25 protein-coding genes and 1 tRNA gene are annotated in these 26,067 nt (G+C 68.5%); 15 read left to right on the forward strand and 11 right to left on the reverse strand.

The genetic code is table 11. The features are described from left to right. Positions 1-43: 43 nt before the first annotated feature. The gene (locus K2R93_09105; protein ID MBY0489982.1) at positions 44-226 is read right to left on the reverse strand and encodes a hypothetical protein; all 183 of its coding nucleotides are present in this window, start codon (positions 224-226) and stop codon (positions 44-46) included. Positions 227-287: 61 nt separating this feature from the next. Next, the gene (locus tag K2R93_09110; GenBank protein ID MBY0489983.1) at positions 288-1,139 is read right to left on the reverse strand and encodes an NAD(P)-dependent oxidoreductase; all 852 of its coding nucleotides are present in this window, start codon (positions 1,137-1,139) and stop codon (positions 288-290) included. A 117-nt stretch (positions 1,140-1,256) separates the two neighbouring features. Between K2R93_09110 and K2R93_09115 the strand changes: the two genes are divergently transcribed. Beyond that, entirely contained in the window at positions 1,257-1,700 is a 444-nt protein-coding gene (locus K2R93_09115) for a cytochrome c (GenBank protein MBY0489984.1), read from the forward strand. 21 nt (positions 1,701-1,721) lie between these two features. On the opposite strand, the gene K2R93_09120 is transcribed toward K2R93_09115, so the two are convergent. The 5 genes from K2R93_09120 to K2R93_09140 form a co-directional block, all read right to left on the reverse strand. Then, a complete protein-coding gene (locus tag K2R93_09120; protein MBY0489985.1) occupies positions 1,722-4,760 on the reverse strand; it encodes an efflux RND transporter permease subunit in 3,039 nt (1,012 codons plus the stop codon). A gap of 173 nt (positions 4,761-4,933) precedes the next feature. Further along, complete coding sequence (locus tag K2R93_09125) at positions 4,934-5,155, reverse strand: DUF433 domain-containing protein (protein MBY0489986.1); 222 nt, start codon at positions 5,153-5,155, stop codon at positions 4,934-4,936. A gap of 23 nt (positions 5,156-5,178) precedes the next feature. After that, a complete protein-coding gene (locus K2R93_09130; protein ID MBY0489987.1) occupies positions 5,179-8,310 on the reverse strand; it encodes an efflux RND transporter permease subunit in 3,132 nt (1,043 codons plus the stop codon). Beyond that, a complete protein-coding gene (locus tag K2R93_09135) occupies positions 8,307-9,473 on the reverse strand; it encodes an efflux RND transporter periplasmic adaptor subunit (protein MBY0489988.1) in 1,167 nt (388 codons plus the stop codon). Before K2R93_09135 ends, K2R93_09130 begins: the two co-directional genes overlap by 4 nt. Before the next feature lie 56 nt (positions 9,474-9,529). Then, positions 9,530-10,600 (reverse strand): hypothetical protein, encoded by a 1,071-nt coding sequence (locus K2R93_09140; protein ID MBY0489989.1) that lies wholly within the window; start codon positions 10,598-10,600, stop codon positions 9,530-9,532. Between the two features lie 203 nt (positions 10,601-10,803). Between K2R93_09140 and K2R93_09145 the strand changes: the two genes are divergently transcribed. Further along, positions 10,804-12,012, forward strand: a complete 1,209-nt coding sequence (locus K2R93_09145) for a hypothetical protein (protein ID MBY0489990.1) — start codon at positions 10,804-10,806, stop codon at positions 12,010-12,012. Positions 12,013-12,021: 9 nt separating this feature from the next. Here K2R93_09145 and K2R93_09150 read toward each other — a convergent pair whose 3' ends face one another. Further along, positions 12,022-12,168 carry a hypothetical protein gene (locus tag K2R93_09150; GenBank protein ID MBY0489991.1) on the reverse strand — a complete coding sequence of 49 codons (147 nt, stop codon included), beginning with the start codon at positions 12,166-12,168 and terminating at the stop codon, positions 12,022-12,024. 139 nt (positions 12,169-12,307) lie between these two features. On the opposite strand from K2R93_09150, the gene K2R93_09155 reads away from it, so the two are divergent. After that, complete coding sequence (locus tag K2R93_09155; GenBank protein ID MBY0489992.1) at positions 12,308-13,147, forward strand: AraC family transcriptional regulator; 840 nt, start codon at positions 12,308-12,310, stop codon at positions 13,145-13,147. 3 nt (positions 13,148-13,150) lie between these two features. Here K2R93_09155 and K2R93_09160 read toward each other — a convergent pair whose 3' ends face one another. Next, on the reverse strand, positions 13,151-13,465 hold the full coding sequence (locus tag K2R93_09160; GenBank protein MBY0489993.1) for a HigA family addiction module antidote protein: 315 nt from the start codon (positions 13,463-13,465) through the stop codon (positions 13,151-13,153). A 316-nt stretch (positions 13,466-13,781) separates the two neighbouring features. On the opposite strand from K2R93_09160, the gene K2R93_09165 reads away from it, so the two are divergent. The 7 genes from K2R93_09165 (at position 13,782) to K2R93_09195 (ending at position 20,155) form a co-directional block, all read left to right on the forward strand. After that, a tRNA-Arg gene (locus tag K2R93_09165) sits at positions 13,782-13,855 on the forward strand. A gap of 77 nt (positions 13,856-13,932) precedes the next feature. Beyond that, positions 13,933-15,186, forward strand: coding sequence for a transcription termination factor Rho (gene rho / locus K2R93_09170; protein ID MBY0489994.1), 1,254 nt, complete (start codon positions 13,933-13,935; stop codon positions 15,184-15,186). After that, the gene (ruvX, locus tag K2R93_09175; protein ID MBY0489995.1) at positions 15,183-15,677 is read left to right on the forward strand and encodes a Holliday junction resolvase RuvX; all 495 of its coding nucleotides are present in this window, start codon (positions 15,183-15,185) and stop codon (positions 15,675-15,677) included. Before rho ends, ruvX begins: the two co-directional genes overlap by 4 nt. A gap of 128 nt (positions 15,678-15,805) precedes the next feature. Continuing rightward, on the forward strand, positions 15,806-16,828 hold the full coding sequence (gene mltG / locus K2R93_09180) for an endolytic transglycosylase MltG (GenBank protein ID MBY0489996.1): 1,023 nt from the start codon (positions 15,806-15,808) through the stop codon (positions 16,826-16,828). Between the two features lie 10 nt (positions 16,829-16,838). Continuing rightward, positions 16,839-17,648, forward strand: a complete 810-nt coding sequence (locus K2R93_09185; GenBank protein MBY0489997.1) for a glycosyltransferase family 2 protein — start codon at positions 16,839-16,841, stop codon at positions 17,646-17,648. Continuing rightward, positions 17,641-18,819, forward strand: a complete 1,179-nt coding sequence (locus K2R93_09190; GenBank protein ID MBY0489998.1) for a class I SAM-dependent rRNA methyltransferase — start codon at positions 17,641-17,643, stop codon at positions 18,817-18,819. The genes K2R93_09185 and K2R93_09190 overlap by 8 nt, the downstream gene beginning before the upstream one ends. A gap of 127 nt (positions 18,820-18,946) precedes the next feature. After that, positions 18,947-20,155, forward strand: coding sequence for a glycosyltransferase family 4 protein (locus K2R93_09195; GenBank protein ID MBY0489999.1), 1,209 nt, complete (start codon positions 18,947-18,949; stop codon positions 20,153-20,155). Here the strand turns inward: K2R93_09195 and mutM are convergent. Then, positions 20,087-20,890 carry a bifunctional DNA-formamidopyrimidine glycosylase/DNA-(apurinic or apyrimidinic site) lyase gene (gene mutM / locus K2R93_09200; GenBank protein MBY0490000.1) on the reverse strand — a complete coding sequence of 268 codons (804 nt, stop codon included), beginning with the start codon at positions 20,888-20,890 and terminating at the stop codon, positions 20,087-20,089. The two genes, K2R93_09195 and mutM, sit on opposite strands and share 69 nt — an antisense overlap. A gap of 121 nt (positions 20,891-21,011) precedes the next feature. On the opposite strand from mutM, the gene K2R93_09205 reads away from it, so the two are divergent. Together K2R93_09205 and K2R93_09210 are read left to right on the forward strand one after the other, a co-directional pair. Then, positions 21,012-21,839, forward strand: coding sequence for a hypothetical protein (locus K2R93_09205; protein ID MBY0490001.1), 828 nt, complete (start codon positions 21,012-21,014; stop codon positions 21,837-21,839). Between the two features lie 248 nt (positions 21,840-22,087). Further along, entirely contained in the window at positions 22,088-22,264 is a 177-nt protein-coding gene (locus K2R93_09210; protein MBY0490002.1) for a hypothetical protein, read from the forward strand. 124 nt (positions 22,265-22,388) lie between these two features. Here K2R93_09210 and K2R93_09215 read toward each other — a convergent pair whose 3' ends face one another. Next, the gene (locus K2R93_09215) at positions 22,389-22,658 is read right to left on the reverse strand and encodes a hypothetical protein (GenBank protein ID MBY0490003.1); all 270 of its coding nucleotides are present in this window, start codon (positions 22,656-22,658) and stop codon (positions 22,389-22,391) included. 686 nt (positions 22,659-23,344) lie between these two features. Here K2R93_09215 and tdh point away from each other — a divergent pair. The 3 genes from tdh (at position 23,345) to K2R93_09230 (ending at position 26,065) form a co-directional block, all read left to right on the forward strand. Then, on the forward strand, positions 23,345-24,370 hold the full coding sequence (gene tdh / locus K2R93_09220) for an L-threonine 3-dehydrogenase (protein ID MBY0490004.1): 1,026 nt from the start codon (positions 23,345-23,347) through the stop codon (positions 24,368-24,370). Between the two features lie 13 nt (positions 24,371-24,383). After that, the gene (locus K2R93_09225; protein MBY0490005.1) at positions 24,384-25,577 is read left to right on the forward strand and encodes a glycine C-acetyltransferase; all 1,194 of its coding nucleotides are present in this window, start codon (positions 24,384-24,386) and stop codon (positions 25,575-25,577) included. 155 nt (positions 25,578-25,732) lie between these two features. Further along, positions 25,733-26,065, forward strand: a complete 333-nt coding sequence (locus K2R93_09230) for a hypothetical protein (protein MBY0490006.1) — start codon at positions 25,733-25,735, stop codon at positions 26,063-26,065. Positions 26,066-26,067: the final 2 nt, after the last annotated feature.

The raw sequence follows: 26,067 nt of genomic DNA on the forward strand, positions 1-26,067 counted from the left end.
CCGAACAGCGCGGTCCCGCTTTGGAGGTTGGGCGATCCGCCGCTTACGGGCGGGCGGGTCCCATCACGTTGCGCGAGAAGAGCGCGATGACGATCGCGATGATCGCGATCTGCCCGATCGGCCCCACCGCCAGGATGATCTTGAAGATCGTCGAGATCAGCAGCAGCGGCAGCTTGATGATCGGCAGCAGGAAATCGGCGTCAGCCGGATGATCGAAAAACGGCATCGAGGATTCTCGGTCAGGGGTCAGGCCGGAATTGTAAGCGGTCCCGGCGGCGGCTCAAAGGTCAGCGACCCAGGGCGTCCTTGGCGATAACGCCAAAATCCGCCTGTCCGTGCCCCTGGGCGATCATTTCGTCCATCCGGGCGGCGATCGCCGGCAGGGTCGCCATGGGGCGGGCGCCGACGGTCTCGAGCATCAGCCGGACGTCCTTCCGGGCCATGTCCAGCTCAAAACTGGCCGCGAAGTTCCCCTCGGCCATGTTCTTTCCCCGGAGCTGGAGCATGCTCCCGGGGTTGAAGAAGCCGAGCAGCTTGAGGGCGTCGGGGGCCGAGACCCCCTCCTGGGCGCCGATGGTGAAGACGTCGGCGAGCATCGCTCCCATGCCAATAATGAAGCAGTTTCCCATCAGCTTGTAGACAGCAGCCAGATCCGGGCGCTCCCCCCAGTACTCCACCCGGGCGGCCTGCTGTTCGAGAGCCGGCTTGACCGCCTCGAAGAGCGCCTGCGGGCCGGCGGCCATGATGATCCCCTGCCCCTGGCGGGCCGCGGCGGGTCCGATGAACACCGGGCAGTGGAGGTACTTCACCCCCTCGGCGTTGAGCCGGGTGGCCCGTTCGGCGGTGAGGTCCGGGCGGGTCGTCGTGTGGTCCACGATGACGGTGTTCGGCGCGAGGCCGGCCCGGAGATCGGAAATAACCGCCTCCACGACCGCGTCATCCTTGAGCACCAGATGCACCCGCTCGGCGCCGCGCACGGCGTCGGCCGGGGTATCGGCGACCTTTGCCCCAAACTGAACGAGCGCCTCCGCCTTGCTGCGGGTGCGGTTCCAGACGGTCACCGAGTCGCCGCGCCCGAGGGCGGCTTCCACGAAGCCGCTGCCGAGCAGCCCCGTGCCGAGGTATGCGATGTTGGCCATGCGGGAAAGATAGCCAGCCACGCATTTTGGCCGCACATTCTGACGTGGACCTCAGCTTTCTCACGGCCTCACGTCGTCCCGCCGACGCCACCCCTCTCCTCGAGCCCCACACCACCCATGCGTCGTCTCCTCGCCCTGTCCCTCGCTGCTGTCGCGCTCGCCGCCTGTCACAAGGGTGCCGCCGGCGCCGGTTCGGCCCCCGCCGCCAAGGCATCGGCCGCGCCCAAGGTCCCCGCTGAAGTGACGCTCGCGAACGTCACGCTCGGCGACTCGCTCTTCAATAACGGCGGCTGCATGCGCTGCCATGGCAAGGGTGGCATCGGCGGCAACAACGGCCCCGTGCTCACCGACAAGGCGTGGGATCAGCTCACGACCGGCAGCTTCGAGGAGATCAAGGGGATCATCACGACCGGTGTCCCGAAGGAAAAGATCAAGGTCACCACGCGCCCGAACCCGATGGGTGCCCGCGGTGGTCGCATGGCGCTGACCGACGCGCAGATCGTGGCCGTGGCGGCGTATGTGTACACGCTGAGCCATCCGGAAGCGGCGCCGAAGAAGTAAGCGGCGCGCCGAAGCACGTGATCAGGGGGCGGAGGCGCGCAGGCGCTTCCGCCCCTTGAACGTTCGCAGGATCATCGCGGGCATCACGAAGAGCACGCCGAGCGTGGCCGCGACGGTGCCGCCGGCCGTGGCCAGCGCGATCGCGCCGAACATGGTCTTGGTGCTCGTTCCCACACTGAGCGGAATGAGGCTCGCCAACGCCGAGAGCGTGATGATCACGATCATGGGCGCCCGATCGAGCACCGCGCGCAGGACGAGTCCGGCGTCGAGGCGACCGAGCGCGCGCCGTTTTTCGAGTGCGGCGTCGATGAACAGAATGCCCTGATGCACCGCGAGTCCCACCACGAGAATCACCCCGACCGCGGCTTCGCGCGTGAACGCGGCGTCGGCCGCCCAGAACGCCACCACCACGCCGGCGAGGGCAAGCGGCAGTGAGAGAAAGACCATCGCGGCGCCCCACACGCTGTCGAAGACCAGCGCCACCGTGAGGATCACCAGCGCCAGGCCAATCGCGAACACGAGCCAGAGCCCCTTCGCGCTCTCGTCTTCCTGATAGAAGCCCCCGTCGGACAAATCCTTGATGCCGTACCCCGCCGGTGCGCTCAGCGACGTGACGAAGGCCTGGTGCGTGCGCCGCGCGAGCTTGGCGGGCCCGCGGAAGTCGTAGCTCACCTGGCGGACGTACTGCTGATCTTCGCGCACGACGGTGCTCAGCGCCTCGCGCGCATCCACGGCGGCCACATCGCGAATGCGGACCGGCGCGCCGATGAGGTTGGGGACCAGTGCATCCTGCAGCTCCTCGAGGCTGCGCTCACGCGCGCCGCTCGCCTTGACGGTAACGGGGAGCTCCTCGCCGCCGATCTCGAGCCGCTGCCCACCCACCGGCCCGCGCACCTCGCGCGCGACCGCCTGCGCGAACATCGCCGCGTTGAGCCCATAGCGGGTGAGCGCCGCCCGGTTGGGGTCGAGCACGACCTGATAGCCTCGCTCGCCGCCGCCCCACGAATTGCCGCTCGTGATGCGCACCTCCTGCACGCGCGGAATGCGCTCGAGCCGCCGCTTCAGGTCCTCAGCCACGCGCGAAACGCCGTCATACGAGAACCCTTTCACCTGCATCCGGAACGTGGCGAAGCTTCCCCCGCCGCCCCCGCTCGAGAACCCCGGACCATCGCCATACACGCCGACCTGCGCGCCGCCGATGAGCACGGCGCGCTGCGTGAGCAGTTCCTGCAGCTCCATCGGCGCCGCCGTGAACGCGCCCTCGCGCGTGAACACCACGCTCATCTGCGCACTCGTGCGCCCACTCGACTGCGTGCGCACCTGCTCCACCTCCGGGCGCCCGACCACGAGACGTTCGAAATCGCGCATGGCGCGATCGAGCGTGGCCGGATCGGAGCCGCGCGGAAAGCTCAACGACGCGGTCAGCGTGGTGCGGCGCTCCCCCCATCCGCCCCAGCTGGACCGCGGCACCTTCACGATGAACACCCACGTGAGCCCCGCTAACGTTCCCACCGTGAGCAGCAGCGTGGCCCATCGCCAGCGGAGTGTGCGCGCGACGACCGCGGTGTACACGTGCCTGACGCGCGGCCACGGCGCTTCGCGCGCGGCGACGCCCTTCCCGAGCGCGGGGACCACGAGCAGCGCCGTGATCACACTCCACACAAGCGCGATGACGAACGCCAGCGCAAAGGGCACGAAGGCCGCGCGCGCGTTCCCCTGCAGATAGAGAAACGGAAAGAGCACCACCGCGGTGGTGAGCGTACTGCCAATGACCGCCGGTGCGATGCGTCGCGTGGCCGCCGCACGCCCATCCGGCGTGTCCGGTGCCCGCGCCAATCGATCCACCACCACGATCGCGTTCTGCACCAGAATGCCCACCCCCATCCCCAAGCCAGCCAGCGTCAGCAGGTTGGCCGGAATATTGGCCACATAGAGCGTGAGTGCCGTGGCCGCGAGGGCGACGGCCGCTGACCCCATCACCACCGCCACGGCGCGCCAGCGGCGCAGCAACAGCGCGAGCACGAGCAACACCGCCCCAAGGGCAATCGCGCCGCGCGTGGTGAGGTCGCGGAGCTCCTTCGCCAGCGCCACGCTTTCGTCGTTGACGATGCGCAGGCGAATCCCGGGGGGCATCACGCGCGTGAGCTCCGCAATCACCGCCCGCAGCGCCGCCGCCGTCTGGATGGCATCGGCGCCCGGATGGCGTGTGACATCCACACTCACCGCCGGAATGCCATCGATCCGATAGAACCGCCCCCGCTCGTCTTCCTCGGCGCGAATGGTGGCCAATTCGCCCAGCCGGAACACACGCCCACCCGCGCCCATCACGGGCAGCGCCGCGAGGCTGTCCAGCGCCGCCGGCTGATCGCGCAGCACCACACTCCGCACCTGCGCCCCGGCGGTGAGATCACCCAGCGCCTCCACCACCCGCGCCCCCTGAATGGCCTGCGTGAGCCGCTCCGGCGGGAGCCCCATCTGCCGCAGACGCGTCGCGTCGTAGCTCACCGACACCCCGAGATCGGCACCACCGCGCAGCTGCACACCCGCCACCCCGGCCACACTCGCCAGCCGTGGCGTCACGCGTTCGTCGAGCAGCCGCTGCAACGCCCCACTGGTGTAGGGGCCCGACACGGTGAGGGAGAGCAGGGGCGATTCCTCGAGCCCCTCCGGTACGTAGTTCGACACATTCGGCGGGCTCACGCCCGGCGGCAGCTCGCTCCGCAACAGCTCGAGCCGCTCCAGCATCGCCAGCCGCGCCATCTGCACATCCGCGCGCTCCTCGAGCTCCACCGTGAGCAGCGCATAGTCGTCGTAGCTGGTGCTGTTCACCTGCTTCACACCCCGCACGCCCAGCACCGCACTTTCGATGGGCGACGTGAGGTAGGTCTCGATCACCTCGGGCGAGGAGCCCGGCCACGCGGCGGCGATACTGAGCCGCGGCAGCTCGACGGTGGTCTTGGTGGCGAGCGGCAGGCGCGTGAACGCGATGGCCCCGGCGAGCAGCAGCGCGAGACAGCTGGCCCACACCACGGCGGGTCGGTGTGCGGCGGCGCGGATCATGTCGGCACCCGCGTGGCGGTGCTGACAACGACGAGGCCCGAGGGACAACGAACGAGGATCTCCGCGCTACGTGGATCACGCGCCGCGATCCCTCCGCATGTGATCAGCGCCAGCGCCAGGCGCGCCGGCATGCACTCGTCAAGCAGTATGCGCACGCATTGATCAGGGCGCGGCTAGGCCGCCGGCGCTCGGACAAGCGCTTGGCGTGCAATCTCGAGGGCCGCGATCACCTGCTCGCGCCGCACACTCGGAAAGTCGCCAAGGAACTCGTCGAGCGAATGCCCCGCCTCCAAATAGTCGATCAAGCTCTGCGCCGGGACACGCGTGCCGACAAACACGGGCGTCCCGCCCAGAACCTCAGGGTCGCAATGGATCACTGCAGCAGACTCAGCCATCGCGCTCTCCGGAAAGGGGCTCCTCACAAGTTAGCCCTCCCGAGTCGTTCGTGCCGCCCCTCCAGCGCCGCATACGCCACCGGCAGCAGGAAGAACGTCACCAGCAGCGCACTGATCGACCCGCCGATGATCCCCGCCGCCAGCGGCTGATAGAGCGCGCCACCACTGCCCCAGCCGAACACCAGCGGCAGCACGCCGGTCACCGTGGTGATGCTCGTCATCGCAATCGCGCGGAGCCGCTGCTCGCCGCCGCGCAGAATGGCCTCGTGCAGCGGCAGCCCCTGCTCGCGAAACTGGCGGATGGCATCGAGCTTCACCACCGCTTCGTTGTCGGCCATACCGATCATCACCACGATGCCGATGAGGCTCACCGCATTGAGGCTCTGCCCGGTGAGCCACAGGAAGATCACCGCACCCGCGCCCGCGAGTGGCACCGTGAGCATCACGACCAGCGGAATCGTGAAGCTCGCAAATTCGCCGGCAAGCACCAGGAACATCAGCGCTGCCGCGAGCACCGCGACCAGCGTGAGCTCATTGCTTGTGCGCTGTCGCTCGGTGTCGGCGCCGGCCACCTGCCAGGTCACATTCGGCGGCAGCGAGACGCGCGTGAGCGCCTCCTGCACGGCCTCCGTGGCCCGCGCCGTGCCGCCCGCTTCCACCAGGCCTTCCACGATCGTGACCGGCCGCTGCCCCACGCGCACCACTTCCACCGGCGCGCGCACCTCCTTCACCGTGACCAGCTGCTCCACCGGTACCCCGCGAATGGTGGTGCGCAGCGCCGTGGCCAGATCTTCGTTACTCGCGCCAGCATAGCGCACGGCGATGGGCGTGCGCTTGTCGGTCTCCCGCAGGTCACTCGCGACCACGCCCCCCAGCGCGCCCGCCAGCGCGCTCGCCACCTGCTGCGGCACGATGCCGCGCTGCGCAAGGCGTTCGCGTTCGAGCCCGATCTCGATGAGCGGCTGCGTCGCCGCATACGCATCGCGCACATCGGCCAGCTCGCGCACCGCGCCCAGCCGCCGCCGCACCGTATCCGCCCACTGCTGCGCCACCACCGGCGTGGGCGCCGACAGCTCCACGCGGACCAGCCGCCCTTCGCGCCCAATGAGCGACCCGAACTCACTCTGCCCCGCGAGATCGATCGCCAGCGCCCCGTTCGCCAGGTCCGGCACCTTGGCCCGCAGCTGTTGCGCCAACACCGCCGCATCCGCGCCCGCCGGCACCGGCACAATGAGCTGCGCCGACGCCGAAGACCCCGGATCCGCCCCCGCGAGAATCTCCTCATCGGTGGCTTTGCCCACGCGCGCATAGATATCCCGCGCACCCAGCTGCTTCGCCGCCGTCTCAAGTCTCGCCACCTGTACGGTAGTCGCCTCGAGCGAAGTCCCCTGCGGCAACCCCAGCTGCGCCACCAGAACCCCTTCATCGACGCGCGGCAAGATCTCCTTTGGCAACCGCACAATCAGCACCACGGTCAGCGCGAGCGAAGCCAGCGCGCCTCCAAACACCGTACGCGGATGTGCCAGCGACCACACCACTCCGCGCTCATATCCATGCGCCAACCGCGAGCCAACGCGAGAGAGCAAGGACGCCGTTCCCGCAGTTTGTCTTCCCGCAGTACGTCTTCCCGCAGTACGTCTTTCCGAAGTTTCGCTGTTCTCTCTTCTCCGACGCCTCCCCACCAAGAGCACCGGCATCAACGTCAACGCCAACAAAAGCGACGCCGCCACCGTCGTAACCACCGACAGCGAAAGGTCTCTGAACAGCGCCGCCGCCAACCCTCGCACAAACACGATCGGCCCAAACACCAACACCGTCGTCAGCGTCCCCGCAAACAACGGCGCCGCCACATCGTCCGTCCCCACCACCGCCGCCTCCCGCAGCGGCATCCCCTCGTCTCGCCGTCTCGAAACCGCTTCCGCCACCACAATCGCCGTATCCACCAGCAAGCCCGTGCCGAGGGCCAGACCGCCGAGCGACAGCACGTTGATGGTGACGCCAAGCGCCTGCAGCGCGACGAGCGCCATCAGCACCGACAGCGGCACCGTGAGCCCAATCGCCAGCGACAACCGCCAGTCGCGCAGGAAGAGCAGAATCACCAGCAGCGACAGCACGCCACCCGCCACGATCTCCTGCCCCAGATTCGACAGCGCATCCACCACGAAGTCCGCCTGCGCCGCCACCACCGTCACCGCGAGCCCGGGAAACTCCTTCTCCAGCGCCCCAAGCGTTTCGCGCAAGCGCTGCGTCACCGCCACCGTGTTCGCGCCCGCATCCTTGTACACCACCAGCCCCACCGCCTCGGCGCCGTCCAGCCGCGTCAGCGTGGTGGGCTCGGCGAGCCCCAGCTGCACGGTGCCCACATCGCGCAGCGTGAGCCCGCGCCCCGGTACCCCAATGGGCGCGTCGAGAATCTCCGCCGGTGCGCGAAACTCGGTCAGCGCCCGCACTGAAAAGCGGAACTGCCCGCGCCGAATGGTGCCACCCGCACCGGCCACGTTCTGCGCGCGAATACTCGCCGCCACATCCTCCGGCGTGAGATCGAGCGCCCGCAGCTTGTCGGCATCAAGCGACACCCGCACTTCGTCGTTCGGCGCGCCAACCACCGCCACGCTCGCCACCCCTTCGATCTGCTCGAGCCGCCGCGCGTGCACCTCGCTCGCGGTGCGTGCCAACGCCCGCAGATCCGCCGCCTGCCGGTTCGCCGTGGCATTCGCTGCCGGCTTCACCGCCAGCACCGCAATCGGCCGCTCACCCGGATCACTCGTAAGCAGCGTCGGCCGCTCGGCGCGCTCCGGTAACCGCCCGCGCGCCGCATCGAGCCGCTCACGCACCGCGAGCACGGTGCCGCGCATGTCGGTGCCCCACGCAAACCGCGCCGTGGTGGTCACCTCCCCATTGCGACTCACGCTGCGCAGCTCCACCAGCCCCGGTGTCGCCGCAATGGCCTCCTCGATGGGTTCAGCCACAAAGCGCGACACTTCCGTGGCCGCCGCCCCCGCGTACGCCGTGCGAATGGTCAGCACCGGCAACGACACATCGGGCAACAGCGATACCGGCAGCCGCGTGAGCGACACCGAGCCCAGCAACAGCACCGCCAGAATGGCCGCCACCGTGGCGACCGGGCGGCGCACGGCATACGCGGCGATACTCACCCGCGGGGCTTCGCGTCGAGGACTTTCGCTGGCGCCACCTTTACCGGCGCATCGTGCGTGAGCGTGAGATGCCCCTCCACGATCACCGGGTCACCGGCTTTCACCGGAATCTCCCCAGTCGCCGAATCCGGCAGCACCTCCGTCTCGCGTCCGTTCGACCGCCCAGGGACGATGTACGTCCACTGCGCGCGCCCATCGCGCACGACAAACACGAGCGGCCGTCCATCACGCTCGATCACCGCACGACTCGGTACGAGCCGCCGCCCGCGCAAGCGCGTCGCTTCGAGCTCCACATCGGCATACATGCCCGGGCGCAGCACGCCGTCGCCGGCCACGCGCACCACAGCGCGCCCCGCTCGGCTGGTGCTGTCCACCAGCGGCAGCAGCGCATCCACCCGCCCACGCAACACCCGTCCCGGCGCGCCGGCACTGGTGACTTCGGCCTCGCCGCCCACCTTCACCAGCGGCAAGTCGTGCTCCAGCACCTGCGCCTCGATGCGCAGATTGCGCGTATCGACCACCGTCAGCAGCGGCTGCCCCGCGCCGATCTTCTCGCCCACGGCGATATCAATGCCGTCCACCATGCCAGCCACCGGCGCGCGAACGACGGCGCGGTCCTGCTCGTACTTGGCCCGCTCGAGGCGAAGCCGTGCGCCGGTCAGCCCCGCCTTATTCATCAGTGCCTTGCGCTGCTCCGCCGTGGGGGAGCGCCCGGTGACCAGCGACTCCGGCACAAAACTCTCGAGAAAGCGCTGTTCCGCTTCGTCCGCCGATGCCTGCGCCTCGCGGACCGCCAAGTCGAACGGATAGCTGTCGAAGCGCAGCAGCACCTGCCCCTGCGTCACCGCCTGCCCCGGCTTCACCAACAGCTGCGCCACCGTGCCCCCCACCTCACTGCGCAGCTTCACCACCGCATCCGACCGGACCTGTCCGGTCGTGCGCACATGCAGCACGAGGTCACCCTCGCGTGCCTCCTCGGCGGCCACTGGTAATGCCAGTGCCGGCCGGCCGGAGTCGTTCGCCATGGCCGCGAGCGAGTCGCCGGCGGCAGAGCGCGATGAGTCGCCGGTGGCCGCGCCGACTTTGCTGCAGGCAGCGGCGAACATGGGCACCAGAATCAGCGCCAGCGCGGCGTACGAATGGGGACGAACGGCATTCAGCATTGAGGCGGGGTGGGTCGTCTGCGCTAGGATAGCACGGCGTGGGCGGCCATGCGACATCATTTCGACGCAGCGGTCTCGAATCCGGGAATCACGTACACCTCCAGCTGCTGCAGGTCATCCTCGGTCCGTCGCGCGACCACCACCCGGTTCCCCGTGTACCCCACGATCCGGGAGCGACCGGGAAATCGAATGCGCCGCGAAGTGCCCGACGGGGCCAGCTCGAGATACTCCGTGAACGGCTCGCCCGGCGCTCGGGTTCGGCGGAGCCAGGCTGTGCCTGGGCGCGGCACGCGCAGCCCATTCTCAGTCCACAGGGGTTGCCACCGTGGGATCTTCTCGCGGACCGCGGCGCGCGTCTCCACTGAGCGCGCACTGTCGCTCACTGGGAAGCGCGCGACCGCCGGCAGACGGGTCGTGGCGGTGATGCGACCATTCGCATCGCGCCATTCTAGCCGTTCGCTTTCGGCGCGCGCCACCACCAGACTGCCATCGGGGCCAACCGCCCACGCATCCTGTGGAGCGAACGGGACGAAGAAATACGCCACGCCCGCTGGACGGCCGCTCGGGCCGGCGGGCATTGGCGAAGCCACCATATCGGCGCCCGCAACGACGGCGAGCGTATCCAGGCGCCCCGTGGCTGCCGTCCAGCGCATCAACGCGCGCTCTGGTTTCGCCGGCGGCGGCGCCGGAAAGCCAAGCCCGTACGCGTTGCCGCGCGCATCCGCATACTCGGCGTACCTGAGCACATGTTCGCTTGGACCAAAGACGCGCGTGCGTTGAAAGGCCCCGGTGGAATCGAACAGCATCCACCGATTCTGCGGCGGGTCGATGAGCGCGGTGAGTCCATTCGGCATCGCGATGAGGTGCTGCGCCGACTCGTATTCCCCCGGCCCGCTCCCGTGACGCCCAAGCACGGTCCGCTCGCGCCCGCGCCCCGTCACCCGCACGAATTCCCGCGCCCCCGGGTCCGCCACCAGCATCGACCCGTCACCAAACAAACGGACCGTACTCACATCGGTGAACTCGGCGGCCGTCTGATACAGCGGCGCGCCCACCGTCACGATCGGCTGCGCCGCCGCCGTCCCGCCGATCGCGAGGCCACCGACCAGCGCCCCCCACCATCTCATGCGCATCCTTACTCCCGATTGCTGGGACAACCCGTTGCCCACCATGACCACCTTTTGCCCATGGTGACTAGGCACTTTTTCAGTTTCCACCACACGATGGACCCGTCCCGTCCGGCCGCCATTGGCCGGCGGGTTCTGGGATGACTGCAATCATGCCCCCTTCAATGATTGCGCAGTAATGCTCTCCTGAACTCTTTCCTTACATGCGGAAACCACTCGCACCGCTCGACGCGCTGCAGGCCGACGCGACCAGTGCGCAGGGGCGCCGGGTCGATCTCGACGCGACCCTCGCCACCTGGGTCGCGGCCGCGCAGCTGTCGTGTGAACTCGCCGCCCGGTACGGCGCGCTCACCGACGTGCCGGCCACCCTGGATGGGCTCCTCGAGCGGGACGCCCTGCTGCGCGCCGTACACACCCGCCCCACCATGGTGCACGATGGCGCCGCGCCTCCCGACACCGCGCTCGGCATGACCGCCGAGCGCCTGCGCGTGCTCGCCGAGGAGATGGAGCAGCACGGCTGCTTCGAGCTGGCGCTCACCACCGTATCAGCAGTCTGTCGGCTCACCGCACGCACCGATGCCACCGGGCACGCGCTGGCCACGCTCCACCTCGGGCGCATCGCCCGGCAGATGAATGCCCTCGAGGCGGCCGAGGACGCGTACGCGGCGGCCATTGCGAGGGCCCTTCATCTAAGGGAACCGCCGATCGCCGCGCGTGGCCATATCGGGCTCGCGCTCGTGGCCGACATGCGCGGCAACCTGCCCGCCGCCGCCGAGCAGTATCGCGAAGCCTTGCGGCTGGCGGTGCCGGGCGGCGGCGCATATCGACAGGCGCTGCAGGGGCTCATGTCGCTCGCCGTGACCCGCAATGACCTGGGCGAAGCGCTCGTGCTAGGGTGGACGATCTACGATGCCAGCACCGATGACGCCGACGCGCGAGCGGGCGCCCTGAGCGAACTCAGTCTGGTCGCACTCAAGGCCGGGTTTCCCTCCCAGGCACGGGCGGGGTTCCGCATCGTGCTCGACAGCCGCGTGCACACAAGCCAGCGACTCGCCACCCTGGGGGGCGATGTGCGCGCCGCCGCCGCGCTCGGCCAGCGCCGCGACGTGGCGCAACGTGCGGCGGAGATCGAACAGGAGGTGGCCCGCGGCGATGCGCTATACACCGCGACCATGACGTATCTGCATCTCGCCGAAGCACAGCAGCTGATCGGCGAGCAGGCGCAGGCCGAGGCGGCGCTAACCCGCGCCCGCGAACTCGCGGCCCGCTTTGGGTACCACGAGTACACCTTTGCGGCCGATGCGCTCGCAGCGCGGTGGCGCGAGGCGCGTCCGCTCGAGGCCGTGGCGCCGCTTTCCGTCAGCTCGACGGAAGTCTCCGAGGCCATCGAGCGGTTCGCCATGCTCGCGTAGCGCCGACTGTCAGCCCCACGGCTTACTATCACGATGCGTCGTATCGCTGGCGGTGCCACCGCTGTTCGGATCATCGGCGGCGGTGGGCATGTAGCAGGCGGCAACGAGAGGCGCAGTAACGACGAGGGCCAGCAGCAGCAGACGGCGACGCAGCATCGTGAGAGACTCCGGTGAGGGGTTGGCTCACGATGCCGCTCACCGGCTGCCGATACCGCATCACCATGGGCAAACGCTATTCATGGTGGGCAACGAGTTTTTTCTTGGGGCGACGCCGCCCGTTTCCTGAGTCTTCTGCGTGCACGCTGCGTTCACGATCGGGTTGCTTGCTTCGTCGGCCGATGCCGCCCCGCGCTTGCGCGAGGCGGCGCGTGGGCGAGCACAGGTGGCCGAGTGTGCATCGATCGAGCAGCTCGTGGCTCTCGTGGCCGACGGCGCGGTGTCGCTGGCCGTGGTGGAAGTCCGGCGCGCGACCGCGGCCGATCAGTGCCGCGCCATTCGGCAGCTGCAGGCACACTTTCCCGCGCACCCCGTGGTCGCGTGGGCCGATCTGCGCGAGCTGCCCACCGCCCTGCTCCTCGAGCTGGCGGCCTTGCGCGTCATCGATGTCCTGCGCGGCGACGCCGAGCACCTGCCGAGCGCCCTGGTCCGCGCGATTGGCGCGGCGCTGCAGCGCACCGTGGCGGTGGCCATCGCGCAGGCGGTGGGCGATCTCATCCCGCCCCGCCTCACGCCCGTCTTCGAGTACGTCCTGGAGCACGTGAACGACCGGCTCGATCGCGACCAGCTCGCGGCGACGTTCGGCATTTCGCGGCGCACCCTGCACAATCGCCTCGTTGAAGCCGGGCTCCCACCCACCCGGGCCTTCCTCACCTGGTGCCGGGTCTTCGTGGCGGTCGCGCTGCTCGAGCAACCCGGGCACACCCTCGATTCGGTGGCCGGCCAACTCGACTTCGGCGACGGCGGCGTGCTCGCCAACACCGTCCGCCGCTACGCCGGCGCCGGCATTGCGGAGCTCCGGGCGCAAGGCGCGCTGGCCGCGGCCGCCCGGGCCTTCCGTGAGCAGGTTCGGGCCGCGCGCGCGGCACCCGGTGCGGCGGCGCGCGACGCCGCAGCTGAGCCCGTGTTGGGCGACTAGCCGCTAGGCGGCGGCGATCGGCTTGATCCGGGCCAGGTCGTCCTTGATGGCCTGCTGGGCATCCCAGAGGTCCACGGCCCGCTGGGCATTCAGCCAGAAATCCGCCGAATTGCCGAAGAACCGCGATAGCCGGAGCGCCATCTCCGCCGAGCAGGCGCGCCGCTCGCGGAGCAGCTCAGTGGTGGACTGGCGCGAGACCCCCAGCGCTGCGGCGAGCTGAGCGGCGCTCAAGCCATAGTCGGGGAGGAACAACTCGCGGAGGAACTCACCGGGATGCGTCGGTCGCCGCTTGAGCGGGCGGTTGTTGGGAAAGCTCATCTCAGGTTCCGCCCACGGTCTTGATAGTGGTAGTCACACAGCTCGACGTCATGAGCCTGGCCGTCCTGCCAGCAGAGGCAGATAGGCCGCCGAGAGTATGTCACGCCACACGTGACACTGGCAAGATCGGTAACGGCCCACCATAGGCGCCCTTGCAGCCCGATGTGTCGCCATTTCACCGAGCCTCGGATCATTTCCTTGCCGCCCGCCCCCCCGCCCGGTTAGCTTGCCCCGTCTGACGTTGGTGGCGCCCCCCGGGGCGTTGTGCCCGTCAGGCGGATCGCCGCGGCAGCTTCTGCCCCGGACTGGCCGCATTGCGCGCGTAGCTCAGTTGGATAGAGCGTCTGCCTCCGGAGCAGAAGGTCGCAGGTTCGAGTCCTGCCGCGCGCATGGCTGTGCCATTACAGCCAGGCCCCACGGTTGAGCCATCATGGCCCGGCCGCATTGGCCCCTCGCAAATTCGCCTAGTGCACGTCGCCGAGCTCAAGCGGAAAACTGTTCCTGAACTGCTGGCCCTGGCCGAGTCGTTGCAACTCACCAGCGTCAACGGCCTCAAGAAACAGGAGCTCATCTTCCGGATCGAGCAGGCCCTGCTCGACGCCGAAACGACGCTCTACGGCGAAGGCGTCCTCGAAGTCCTCCCCGAAGGCTACGGCTTTCTGCGGGCGCAGGACTTCAACTACCTGCACGGCCCCGACGACATCTACGTCTCCCCCTCCCAGGTGAAGCGCTTCGACCTCCGCACCGGCGACACGGTGATGGGCGAAGTCCGCCCCCCCAAGGAATGGGAACGGTACCTCGCGCTCCTCAAGGTGGAGCGCATCAACGGTGGTGACCCCGAGCAGTCCAAATTGCGTAGCGCCTTCGACAACCTGACCGCCAAGTACCCCGACGAGCGCCTCCACCTCGAACGGAAGAATGGCGAAGTCGCCACCCGCGTGTGCGACATCATCGCGCCCCTCGGCAAGGGCCAGCGCGCCCTCATCGTCGCGCCGCCCAAGGGGGGCAAGACGATCCTGCTCCAGCAGCTCGCCAACGCGATCCTCGAGAACCACCCCGAGGTGACCGTCATCGTGCTGCTCATCGACGAGCGCCCCGAAGAAGTCACCGACATGCAGGCCAACTGCCCGGGCGCCGAGGTGATCTGCTCGACGTTCGACGAAAAGGCCGAGCGCCATGTGCAGGTGGCCGACATGGTCATCGAAAAGGCCAAGCGCATGGTCGAGTCGGGCAAGGACGTCGTGATTCTGCTCGACTCCATTACGCGCCTCGCGCGCGCCCACAACGCCGTGGCCCCGCAGGGCGGCAAGCTCATGTCGGGCGGTATGGAAGCCACCGCCATGCAGAAGCCCAAGGCGTTCTTCGGCGCCGCGCGCAATCTGGTCGAAGGCGGCTCCCTCACGATCGTGGCCACCGCGCTCATCGAGACCAACTCGCGCATGGACGAGCTGATCTTCGAGGAGTTCAAGGGCACCGGCAACATGGAGCTGGTCCTCGATCGCAAGCTCGCCGAAAAGCGCATCTTCCCCGCCATCGACATCAACAAGTCGGGAACGCGCCGCGAAGAGCTGTTGCTGACGCAGAAGGAACAGCAGCGGGTCTTCCTGCTGCGCACCTTCCTGGCCGACATGCCGAGCGATGAAGCAATGCTCTTCCTGCTCAAGCGCATGGAGCGCGCGAAGAACAACGTCGAGTTCTTCGAACAGATGACGGAAGCGTGACCACGACGGCAGGGCGCCTGCTCGCCGTGGACTGGGGCGACAAGCGCATTGGCCTCGCCGTGAGCGACGAACTGGGCATGCTCGCCTCGCCGGTGGGGATCATCGCCCGCCGCGCCGGGAAGCGTCCGCCCCTCGCCGAGCTGATGCGGCAGGCCGACGCCCTCGGCGCCACCGGCTACATCTTCGGTCTCCCCCTCGACCCCGCCGGCGCCGAAACCGACCGCACCCGCGAGGTCCGCGAGGTCGCCGCCAAGCTTGCCGAACGCCAACCCCTCCCGGTGCGTTTGGTGGACGAACGCTTCACGACCTCCTCGGCCCTCCGCAGCATCCGCGAACAAGGCGGCAGCACCCGCGGCCGCAAAGGCGACGTCGACGCCATGGCGGCGTGCGTGTTGCTCGAGAGCGTGTTGCGGGCGTCCTCGCAGGGCGTGGTGCTCGGGGAGCCGGTGTTACCGCCTTCGGACAGGCCAGTGCCAGACACGAGTTTGTAGTACCTGCCATGCGGAGAGGCGGAGCAACGGGGCAACAGAGAACTACACATTGAAGAACTCCGTTGCCCCGGCGCTCCGCCCCTCCGCAGAGCTGGCACGGTCTCATCATCTCACCCGCTCTTCACCGCATGCCCCGCAAACGCTCCAACACCCGCCTCTTCACTCTGGCCGCCACCGCAGCGGCGGTGGTGCTGGGCGCGTGGGCGTTTCGCGAGATCGGCGGCAGCGCCAACCCCACCGATACGCCCGCCCGGGTGATCATCCCCAAGGGCGCGAGCATGAAGGCCGCCGCGGATTCGCTCAAGGCGCACGAGGTGATCGGCTCCACGCGCCTCTTCCGCTGGTACGCGTCCTTCAGTGGCAGTGCGACCGCCATCAAGCCCGGCACGTATCAGTTCGCGGCCGGGGCCGGCTATCGCGATGTGCTCGACGCGCTCGTCACCGGGCGTGGCATCATGCGCACCGTGGTCATTCCCGAAGGCTTCGACCTGCGCGACATCGTGCCGGCGCTCGCCAAGGCACTCGATGTCCCCGAAGACTCGGTCGAAGCCGCGGTCGCCGACAGCGCCTGGCGCAAGGAACTCGAGATCCCCACGCCCACGCTCGAAGGGTATCTCTTCCCCGCGACGTACAGCTTCACCGACGGCACGACCGCGCGCGACGCGATCAATGCCATGGTCGAACGGTTCATCGACGTGTGGAAGCCCGAGTGGGATGCGCGCCTCAAGGCGCTGAACATCTCGCGGCACACCGCGATGACGATGGCGGCGATCGTCGAGAAGGAAGCGCGCAAGCCCGAAGAGCGCCCCATCATTGCCGCGGTGTACTGGAACCGGGTGAAGAAGGGGATGCGGCTGCAGGCCGATCCCACGGTGCAGTACGCGCTCCCCAAGCACGTCGCGCGCGTGTTGTACAAGGATCTTGAGGTCGATTCCAAGTACAACACCTACAAGAACGCGGGCCTCCCGCCGGGCCCGATCGCCTCGCCGGGAGAAGCGAGCATCGCGGCCGCGCTCACGCCGGCCGAGGTGCCGTATCTGTACTTCGTGGCCAAGGGCGACGGCGGCCACGAATTCACCACCACCTTCGACGCGCACACCAAGGCCATTCGCGCCATCAAGGCCGACGCGCGCAAGAAGTCGACGCCGTGAGCCCGCGCGCATGACGCCGAGCCTCTCCGTGCTCGTGGCCACCTACAACTGGCCCGAAGCACTGGCGCTGGTGCTCCAGCACCTGCGCGCGCAAACGGTGCGGCCGCTCGAAGTGCTCATCGCCGATGACGGCTCGGGGCCGGCCACCGCCGGCCTCATCGCCCGCGAGGCGGCGTCGTTTCCCGTGCCGCTCGTCCACTGCTGGCACGAAGACCGTGGCTTTCGCGCCGGCGCGATCCGCAATCAGGCCATCGCCCGCGCGCGCGGCGAGTACATCCTGCAGATCGACGGCGACATTCTGCTTCACCCGGCCACGGTCGCCGCCCATCTCGCCTACGCCCGACGGGGCACCTTCGTGCAGGGATCGCGCGCCCTCTGCGATGCCGCCCTCACGGCGCGGCTCCTGCGCGGCGACCACGTGGCACTCTCGCCGCTGACCCGCGGCGTGGAGCGACGCGTGAATGCACTGCACCTGCCGTGGCTCGCGCCCTTGAGCGGCGGCACCCGCGATACCGTCGAGCGCATTCGTGGCTGTCACATCGCCTTCTGGCGCGACGATCTCGTGCGCGTGAACGGCTACGACGAAGCCTACGAAGGCTGGGGTCGCGAAGACAGCGATCTCACCCTGCGACTCGGTCATGCCGGCGTGATACGCCGCAATCTCAAGTTCGCCGCGGTGGCGTATCACCTGTGGCACCAGCCCGCCTCACGGCACGCGTGGGACCGCAATGACGCGCGGCTCGCCGAGGCGCGACGCACCCGCGTCGTGCGCGCCGAGCGTGGGCTCGATCAGTATCTCGAACCGGCACGACATGTCTGACACCTCCGTGGGCACCGCCATCGTGTCACGACGCGGCGCCCAGCGTCTGCGTCGTGGCCATCCCTGGATCTTCAAGAGCGATGTGGAACGCCGCCCCAGCGGGCCGGCTGGCGTCGTGCGGGTGGAAGACCCGGCCGGCGCGCCACTCGGCTGGGCCCTGTGGAGCCCCCGCTCCGAGATCTCCCTGCGCCACATTGAACGCGACGCGGCGCGCACGATCGACGCCGGGTGGTGGCGCGAACGCCTGCAGACCGCGATCACACGCCGGGCCCCGCTCGCCGCCGAGGCCAACGCGTATCGCCTCGTGCATGGCGAAGGCGACGGGCTACCCTCGCTGGTGGTGGACCGCTATGGCGATGCGTTGGTCGTGCAGCTGCTGTCGGCGGGCCTCGATGCGCACACCGACGTGATTGTCTCAGCGCTGCGCGACCTGACCGGCTGCACGGGCATCCTGGCGCGCAACGATCCGGCCGCGCGGGCCCGCGAGGGGCTGCCGCGCGAAGTCACGCTGCTCTACGGCGATGTCCCGAAGGTGGTGGAAGTGCTCGAGCACGGCGTGCGCTATCTCGCGGCCCCGTGGGAGGGCCAGAAGACGGGGGCCTTTCTGGATCAGCGGGAGAACCGCGTCCTGATCGGCAGCATGGCCCGCGGGCAGGCGCTGGATTGCTTCGCGTATCACGGCTCGTTCGCGCTGCATCTGGCTCGACACGCCGAGCATGTCTACGCGCTCGATGTGAGTGCCCCGGCGCTGGCGCGCGTGGATGAACACGCCAAAATGAACGGGCTTTCCAATATCGAGCCTGTGGAAGGTGATGCCTTCGACATCCTCCGCGCGTGGTACAAAGCCGGGCGGCGCTTCGACACGATCGTGGTGGATCCCCCCGCGTTCGCCAAGACGAAAGCCGCCCTCGACGGGGCGCTGCGCGGCTACAAGGACATCAACCTCCAGGCGATGAAACTCTTAACGCCCGGCGGGCTTTTGTTCTCAGCCTCGTGCAGTTTCCATTTGTCGCGCGGGCACTTCTTCGATGTGCTGCAGGAAGCCGCGGCCGACAGTGGCCGCCGCCTGGCGTTGCGGGCATTCACCGGCCAGCCCCTCGATCATCCAGAAATCATCGGCATCCCCGAGACCGGGTATCTCAAGGGCGCCGTGCTGGAGGCGATGGACTGACGTGAGTGTGATGCGGCGCACGGTGCGCGCGTAGGGTGGTGCTTCTGTGACGGTGTCGTCAGATCACCACGTGTCATGCGTCCCTTCTCCGGAGACCGCCGTGTATTCAGGCTCGACAACAACGGCTGTGCGTCATCTCGCCATTGAGGCGACGCGTCTCGTGCAGGAGAAGCGGGGCATTGCCCGCTATGTGCGCAACGTGGTGCGCGAACTCGCCACGCAGCACCCGTCGCTGCGCTTCACGTTCTACACCGGCAGCCTGGCCGATGAGGCGCCCCTGCGTGCCCTCCTGCGCACGCTGCATCCCACGCTCGATGCGCGCGCCGAGGTGGCCCCCATCGATGAACTCCGCGACACGCGCGCCGATGTGGCGTGGTATGCCTGGAACTTCATCACCGAGCCCGCCGAGCACGCCGCACGCGTCGTGACCATTCACGACCTCGCCCCCATGCTCCAGGTGGACGGGCGCTGGTGGAAGTTCTACAAGCGCGCCAAGTATCGCCGCCGCTACGAGCGCACCGTGGCCATGGCCGATGCCATCGTCACCGACTCCGCGTTCAGCCGCCGCGAGATGATGCATCATCTGGGCGTCGACCCGTTTCACATCACCGTGACGCTGCTGGCGGCCGATGATCTGCCGCTCGCCAGCGCCGACGATACGACACCGCTCGACGACGCCGGTGTGCACGGCGCGTACTTTCTGTACGTGGGGGCCCAGGACGGCCGCAAGAATCTGTGCACGCTGTATCGCGCGATGGAGCAGCTGTGGGCGAATGGCCATCGCGTGCCGCTCGTGCAGTGCGGCCCGTCGCTCTCGCGCGAAACCAAGGCGCTTCTCGGCAAGGTCCCGTGGCTCCGCCATGTGGGCTTCGTGAGCGAGACGCAGCTGGCGACACTCTATCGACGGGCGACCGCGCTGGTCTTTCCGTCGTGCTACGAAGGCTTCGGCCTGCCCGTCGTGGAAGCGATGCGCGTGGGCACGCCCGTGATCTGCGCCGCGGGCAGTTCGCTCGCCGAGGTGGTGGGCGGCGCGGCGCTGCAGGTGACATGGAACGACGCCACCGGTTTCACCACCGAGATGCAGCGGTTGCTCGTGCATGCCGCACTGCGCGACGAGTTGCGCACGCGTAGCATCACGCAGGCCGCGCAGTACTCGTGGTCGCGCACCGCGAGCGAGACGTACGCGCTGTTCACGCGCGTCGTGCGTCGCCGCGTGGAGCGCGAGGTCACGCCACCACGCGTCCTCGTGCCGGTGGATGTGCTGCGCTCACCGGCGCTGGCACCGAGCGCACCAGTAGCTGCGTCGGCCCGCCTGCAGAACATCGCGAACGGCTGATCCGCAGCGCCGGCACGGGTCGCCCGTGCGGCCATACACGCGCCAGATCTCGCTCTCCCGCACCGGCGTGCCATCGGCGGTCGTCCGCTCCCAGTAGCGCCCCGTTGGCGCGGTGCGCAGGACCTCCACGATCGCATCGCGCAGGCGTGCCACCCGCGCCGCCGACAGCGTGTTGGCTGGCGTCGCCGGATGGATCCGCGCTTCCCACAGCGCTTCCGACGCGTAGATGTTGCCGACGCCCGCGACCACATGCTGATCGAGCAGCACGGGCTTGATGGGCGCACGCCGCGTGCGCAGCGCCGCGCGCAGCACCTCGGCGGTGAACGTGTCAGCGAGGGGCTCGGGCCCGGCCTCCACACCGGCGAACGTGCCCGGTGCATGGCGCGTGAGCACGCAGAGGGCGCGCGAATCCACGAGGCTCACTCGCACCCCTTCCCGGGTGGTCAGACGGACCCGTTCATGCCGCGGAGGTGGCTCGTCGAGAGTCGTGAACTCCCAGTCGCCGTTGAGCCGGAAGTGCACTTCCAGCACGCTGCCGTCGGTCAGGTGAATGAGCTGCACCTTGGCCCGGCGGTCCACCCGCTCGATCCGCTGGCCGGCGAGCGCCCGCGCCGCCGCCGGGGGCAGGTGTCGCCGCTGCGAGGGGTGCAGCGCCTCGGCGCGGTCGATGGTGTGCCCCAGCACCGCTTGGCGGAGCCGACCGGCAGCGAATTCGACTTCGGGAAGTTCCGGCATGCCGATCGGAACCCCACCGGGCGGCTCGCGGTGCCGATGCGCCAAACATGGTCCAATCCGTCACTTAGTGGTCCGTGAATCACAAAAGTGGGGTCTTGCGCGAATCGCCGGTGGGCGTAAGTTGTCCACAATCTTCCACAAGGCCTCGAGGGCTATTCCTATCAGTTCGCCCCGGTCCCTCAAGTACGAATACGAGCTCTACGTCGAGAGCGAGATCGAGCACTACAAAGACTCGGTGTCGCGCGGCGCGCTCCTGAAAATCGGTGACGAGGCGGTCGCGGCGCTCATGGCGTCCGACCAGATCGGGCTCACCGAGCTCCTCGTGTGCGACGAGGTGGACCGGATTATCGCGAAGCGCCTCCGGCTGCCCACGTTCGCGACCTGGAAGCGGCGCCGCCTCAAGGCGCTCGAGGAATACCGCAAGCCGGAGCACTGGGGGATCGACCCGAACGCCGCCTTTGTTCGCGCGCTCGCCGATTCTGATGGGCACGTGCTGGTGGCCGGTGCGGAGCAGGAGGGGCCGGCGCTCTATCTGGCGGCGCGTGGGGCTGCCGTGACCGCCGTGGAGCCCGAGGAAGACGCCGTGGAGCGCGTTGTCCGGGCGGCCCATGCCGCAGGCCTGACCGAGCGGGTGCGGGGCTACTGCAGCGATCTGGGCGCCTGGGCGCCCGACGTGGCGCTGCATGCGGTGGTGTGCACGCCGGCGGCCTTCGCCGGGCTCGATGCCCAGGACCGCGCCCGGGTCATCGAGGTGCTCCAGAGTGCCACGGTTGACGGGGGCGTGCACCTCGTGGAGACGATCGTCGCCGGGACCGAGCCGCGGCAGGGCGATGCGCCGGCGATGATGGAGGAGCTCCAGACCCGCTATCGCGGCTGGACGATCTCGATCGACCGGAGCTCGCCGTTCAAGGAAACCTTCCTCGCGCGGAAGGCCGCGGCGGTCGCCTAGCCGCTGGCGGTCGATCACAAAGTTCGCGGAACCGGGCCAAGCGCGTGTCACACCGACACGCGCTTTTGCTTTTGTGACGTGTCGGCGGGACACAGCAAAGGCCGCGAGACGCGCCGGCAATCCTGCAAGTCCTTGATAAGCAATCGGTTGGAACGATTCCGCCGACTGGCATCCACCCTGCTATATACGGGAGTGAATGCCGACTTCGCGTGACGTCGGCCGACTCTTTTTCGGGTGGAGGGCCACCCATGCGAACCAAGACGATGCTCATCAAGCCCGAGTCCAAGGAACCCCTCGGGATCGTTGTCGCCGATGGCGGCCAGGGGGATGTGGCGCCGCGCTTTTCCGCCTTTGTCTGGGGCCCTGTGCCCGACGATCTCGAGGCGGAAGCCCAGCACCCTGCCCTGGTCGGGTCAGCGGCCTGACGGGCCATTTCCGGCCAACGGCCGGGCAGAAAACGTGAAAGGCGCCGGCTGACATGCCGGCGCCTTTCGCGTATGGTCCCCGAACGGGGGTACTGCGACTGCGTCTTCGCTGACGAGCGAAGGATTACGCAGCAGCCGGGGCCGGAGCCGCAGCCTTCTTGGCGCGCTTGGCCGGCTTCTTGGCCTTCTTCGCAGCCTTCTTCGCACCCTTCTTGGCGGCCTTCTTGGCCGTCTTCTTGGCGCCCTTCTTGGCGGCCTTCTTGGCCGTCTTCTTCGCGCCCTTCTTCGCGGCCTTCTTGGCGGCCTTCTTCACGGTCTTGCGGGCAGCCTTCTTGGCGGTCTTGCGAGCGCCCTTCTTCGCCGCCTTCTTGGCGGCCTTCTTGGCAGGAGCCATTTGAACAACCCTCTCACGAGAGGTGGAAATGCTCACTTTCCCCCGGTGGAAAGGTGAGCGCGCACTTCGAGCGGCGCATGCACCGCGTCGGAATGCGCTACGCAGCCTCCAGGAGGACAGCGTAGCTGGGGGTCAGCGCCACAACGGCCGCCGACAACTGGGTGGGGGTCGCATCGGCGCGATCAGCGGCCACGGGGCGCGCGCTGCCGGACGCAGACTGGGGAGGGAGAGACGACGGCGCCGAGGTCTCGACCGCCGTGCGCTGAGCGCACCGGGAGACCTCCAGGCGGGGAGCCACGGGGCATGCTGCCACCGCAGCCATAGGCTTTCGAAGGAACTCGTGCCGTTTTATCGCCACGCGTTTCCGATGGGGCTTACACAGCGCATATCCGCGAACATCCGTGACGTTGGGTGCATCAGATGTGGACAGCGTGCGCAAGTCGTTGAATTACAGCGAATATAGGCGTGGATAATTGCATCGCGCAATAGTGCGTATAAAGAACGCGCGCGATTACATCATCCGGCGCTCGCGGAAGAGACGGACCACCCCCCGCCACCGTCACACATTCGGCACCATTTTCGTGCCCCTTTCTCCCGTCGGGCGTCCGTGCGAGTTTGCGGCTCTCCCCAGTGGGACTCGCCCAACCCCCCCTCGCCGGCCTCGCCGGCTTCTCGTGCGGAGCGTCATGAAAGCGCTGGTGAAGGAGACCGCGGGTCGCGGTCTCACCCTCAAGGACGTCCCGGAACCCACCATCCGCGACAACGAAGTCCTCGTCAAAGTCCGGAGCGCCGGGGTCTGTGGCACCGACGTGCACATCTACGAGTGGGATGCCTGGGCCGCCGGTCGCTGCAAGCCGCCCTTCATCTGCGGCCATGAGTTCGCCGGCGATGTCGTCCAGGTCGGCGCCCTCGTCGACTCGGTGAAGGTCGGCGCCCGGGTCACCGCCGAAGGCCACATCGTCGACGAGCACTCGCTCTTTTCCCGAACGGGCAACGCCCACGTCGATCCGGCCACCAAGATCATCGGCGTCGATCGCGATGGCTGCTTCGCCGAGTACATCGCGATGCCGGCCTCGAACATCTGGCCCCTCGACCCGGCGATCAGCTATGACCTGGGCGGGATCCACGACCCGATGGGCAACGCCTTTCACACCGCCCTCACCGCCGATATCCCCGGCAGTGTCGTGCTCATCACCGGCTGTGGCCCGATCGGCGCGTTCGCCGTCGGCATCTGCAAGGCCGCCGGCGCCGCGCACATCATCGCGACCGATGTGAATCCGCGCCGCCTCGAACTCGCCCGGCGCATGGGCGCCCACGATGCGGTCACCCCCGACGAGGCGAAGGACGCCGTCATGCGCGCCTCCGATGGCCATGGGGCCGACGTCGTCCTCGAGATGTCCGGGGTGCCGAGCGCCGTCCATCAGGCCTTCGCGCTCGCCCGCCCCGCCGGCCGCGTGAACATGCTGGGCATCCCGTCGAAGACCATCGACATCGATTTCGCCACCGAAATCATCTTCAAGGGGCTCACCATCTATGGGGTCGTCGGCCGCCGCATGTACGACACCTGGCACCAGATGACCCGTTTCATCCGCTCGGGCGCCTTCGACCCGACGCCGGTCATCACCCACCGCCTCCCGCTCGAAGCCGTCGACGACGCCATGCACCTCATCAAGAGCGGCGAAGCGGGCAAGATCATCTTCCAGATCGGCTGACGCCTTCCCGACCATGAGTCTTTTCACCGACCTGCAGGACGAACTCGACGCGCTCAAGGCGGCCGGCACCTACAAGCGCCTCAACTATCTCGAAGGGCCGCAGGGGGCACGCGTCCGCATGGAAGGGCGCGGCGAGGTCATCGTCCTCTCCTCCAACAACTACCTCGGCCTGTCGAACGAGCCGAGTGTGGTGCAGGCGGGCATCGATGCTCTGCACCAGTTCGGCGCCGGGACGGCGAGTGTCCGGTTCATCTGCGGCACCTTCACCGTACACCGCGAGCTCGAGGCCGCGCTCGCGCGCTTCGTCGGCACCGAAGCCAGCATGAGTTATGTGTCGGCGTGGAACGCCAACGAAGCGCTGACTGCCACCATCGTGCGCGAAGGCGATTTCGCCATTTCCGACGCACTCAACCACGCCTCGATCATCGATTCGATCCGCCTCGCCAAGGCGATCACCAAGTGCACGACGGCGGTCTACAAGCACGCCGACCTCGACGATCTCCGCGAAAAGCTCCGGGCCAACAAAGACGCCAAGCGGAAGCTCATCTGGACCGATGGCGTCTTTTCGATGGAAGGGGCGATCGCCAAGCTCCCCGACATCGTGCAGATCGCCCGCGAGGAAGGGGCGATCGTGGTCATGGACGACTCCCACGCCACCGGCGTGCTGGGCAAGACGGGGCGCGGGACCGCCGAGCATTTCAACATGATCGGCGAGGTGGACATCATCACCTCGACCCTCGGCAAGGCACTCGGCGGCGCCGCCGGTGGATTCATCGCCGGCCCGGCGTCGCTCTGCGACATCATGACGCAGCGCTCGCGCCCGCAGCTCTTTTCCAACGCCCTGCCGCCGACGGTCGCGGCGAGTGCGCTCCAGTCGGTGCGCTACACGGAAGCGCACCCGGAGCTGGTGACGCGGCTCCACGAGAACGCCCGCTATTTCCGCGCGGCGATCCAGGAGGCGGGGTTCCATCCGCTCCCGGGTGAAACGCCGATCGTCCCGATCATCGTCGGCGAGACGGCGCTGGCGATCCGTATGAGCGACCTGCTCCTCGAGCGCGGCGTGTTCGTGACGGGCTTCGGCTTCCCGGTCGTCCCGCAGGGCCAGGCGCGCGTGCGCTGTCAGGTCAGTGCGGCGCACACGAAGGAGGACTTGGACGCGGTGGTCTCCGCGTTCAAGTCGGCGGGCAAGGTCGCCGGGCTGCTGTAAACAGCATACACAGAGCGCATGGAGACTGAGGGGCGCACGGGGATTCTGGAGATACGGACCGATACCGTCCTCCTTCCCCTCTTCAGTCACCGTGACCTCTGTGTGTGCTGTGAGCGTTCGTCCAGATCGGCACCCAACACTACTATATAGATGCAATGTCGTCGCTCCTCCTGCCGCTGATCCTGTTTTTGGGGTTCATCGGCTTCCGCATCGCCAGCATCATGGCGACGCGGAAGCGCGAGGCGCAGCTGCGCGCGGCATGGCGTGCGGAGGTCGAGGCGACGCGCGCGGCGTCCGCGCAGGCGGCACGCGCACTCCGTGAGCCGCTCGACGCGCTGCTCTCCGCCGCCGCGCGATTGCAGGCGAGCGGCGCGGAGCGGACGGCGGCGGAACGCGCCGAACTCGCGACGATCGCGGCGGCCGGGCAGCAGCTCACCACGCTCGTGGACGGGATGGTCGGCGCTCCCGCGACGGGTCCCACCGCGTGAGC

The organism is Gemmatimonadaceae bacterium, assembly GCA_019752115.1.
Classification (GTDB): domain Bacteria; phylum Gemmatimonadota; class Gemmatimonadetes; order Gemmatimonadales; family Gemmatimonadaceae; genus Gemmatimonas.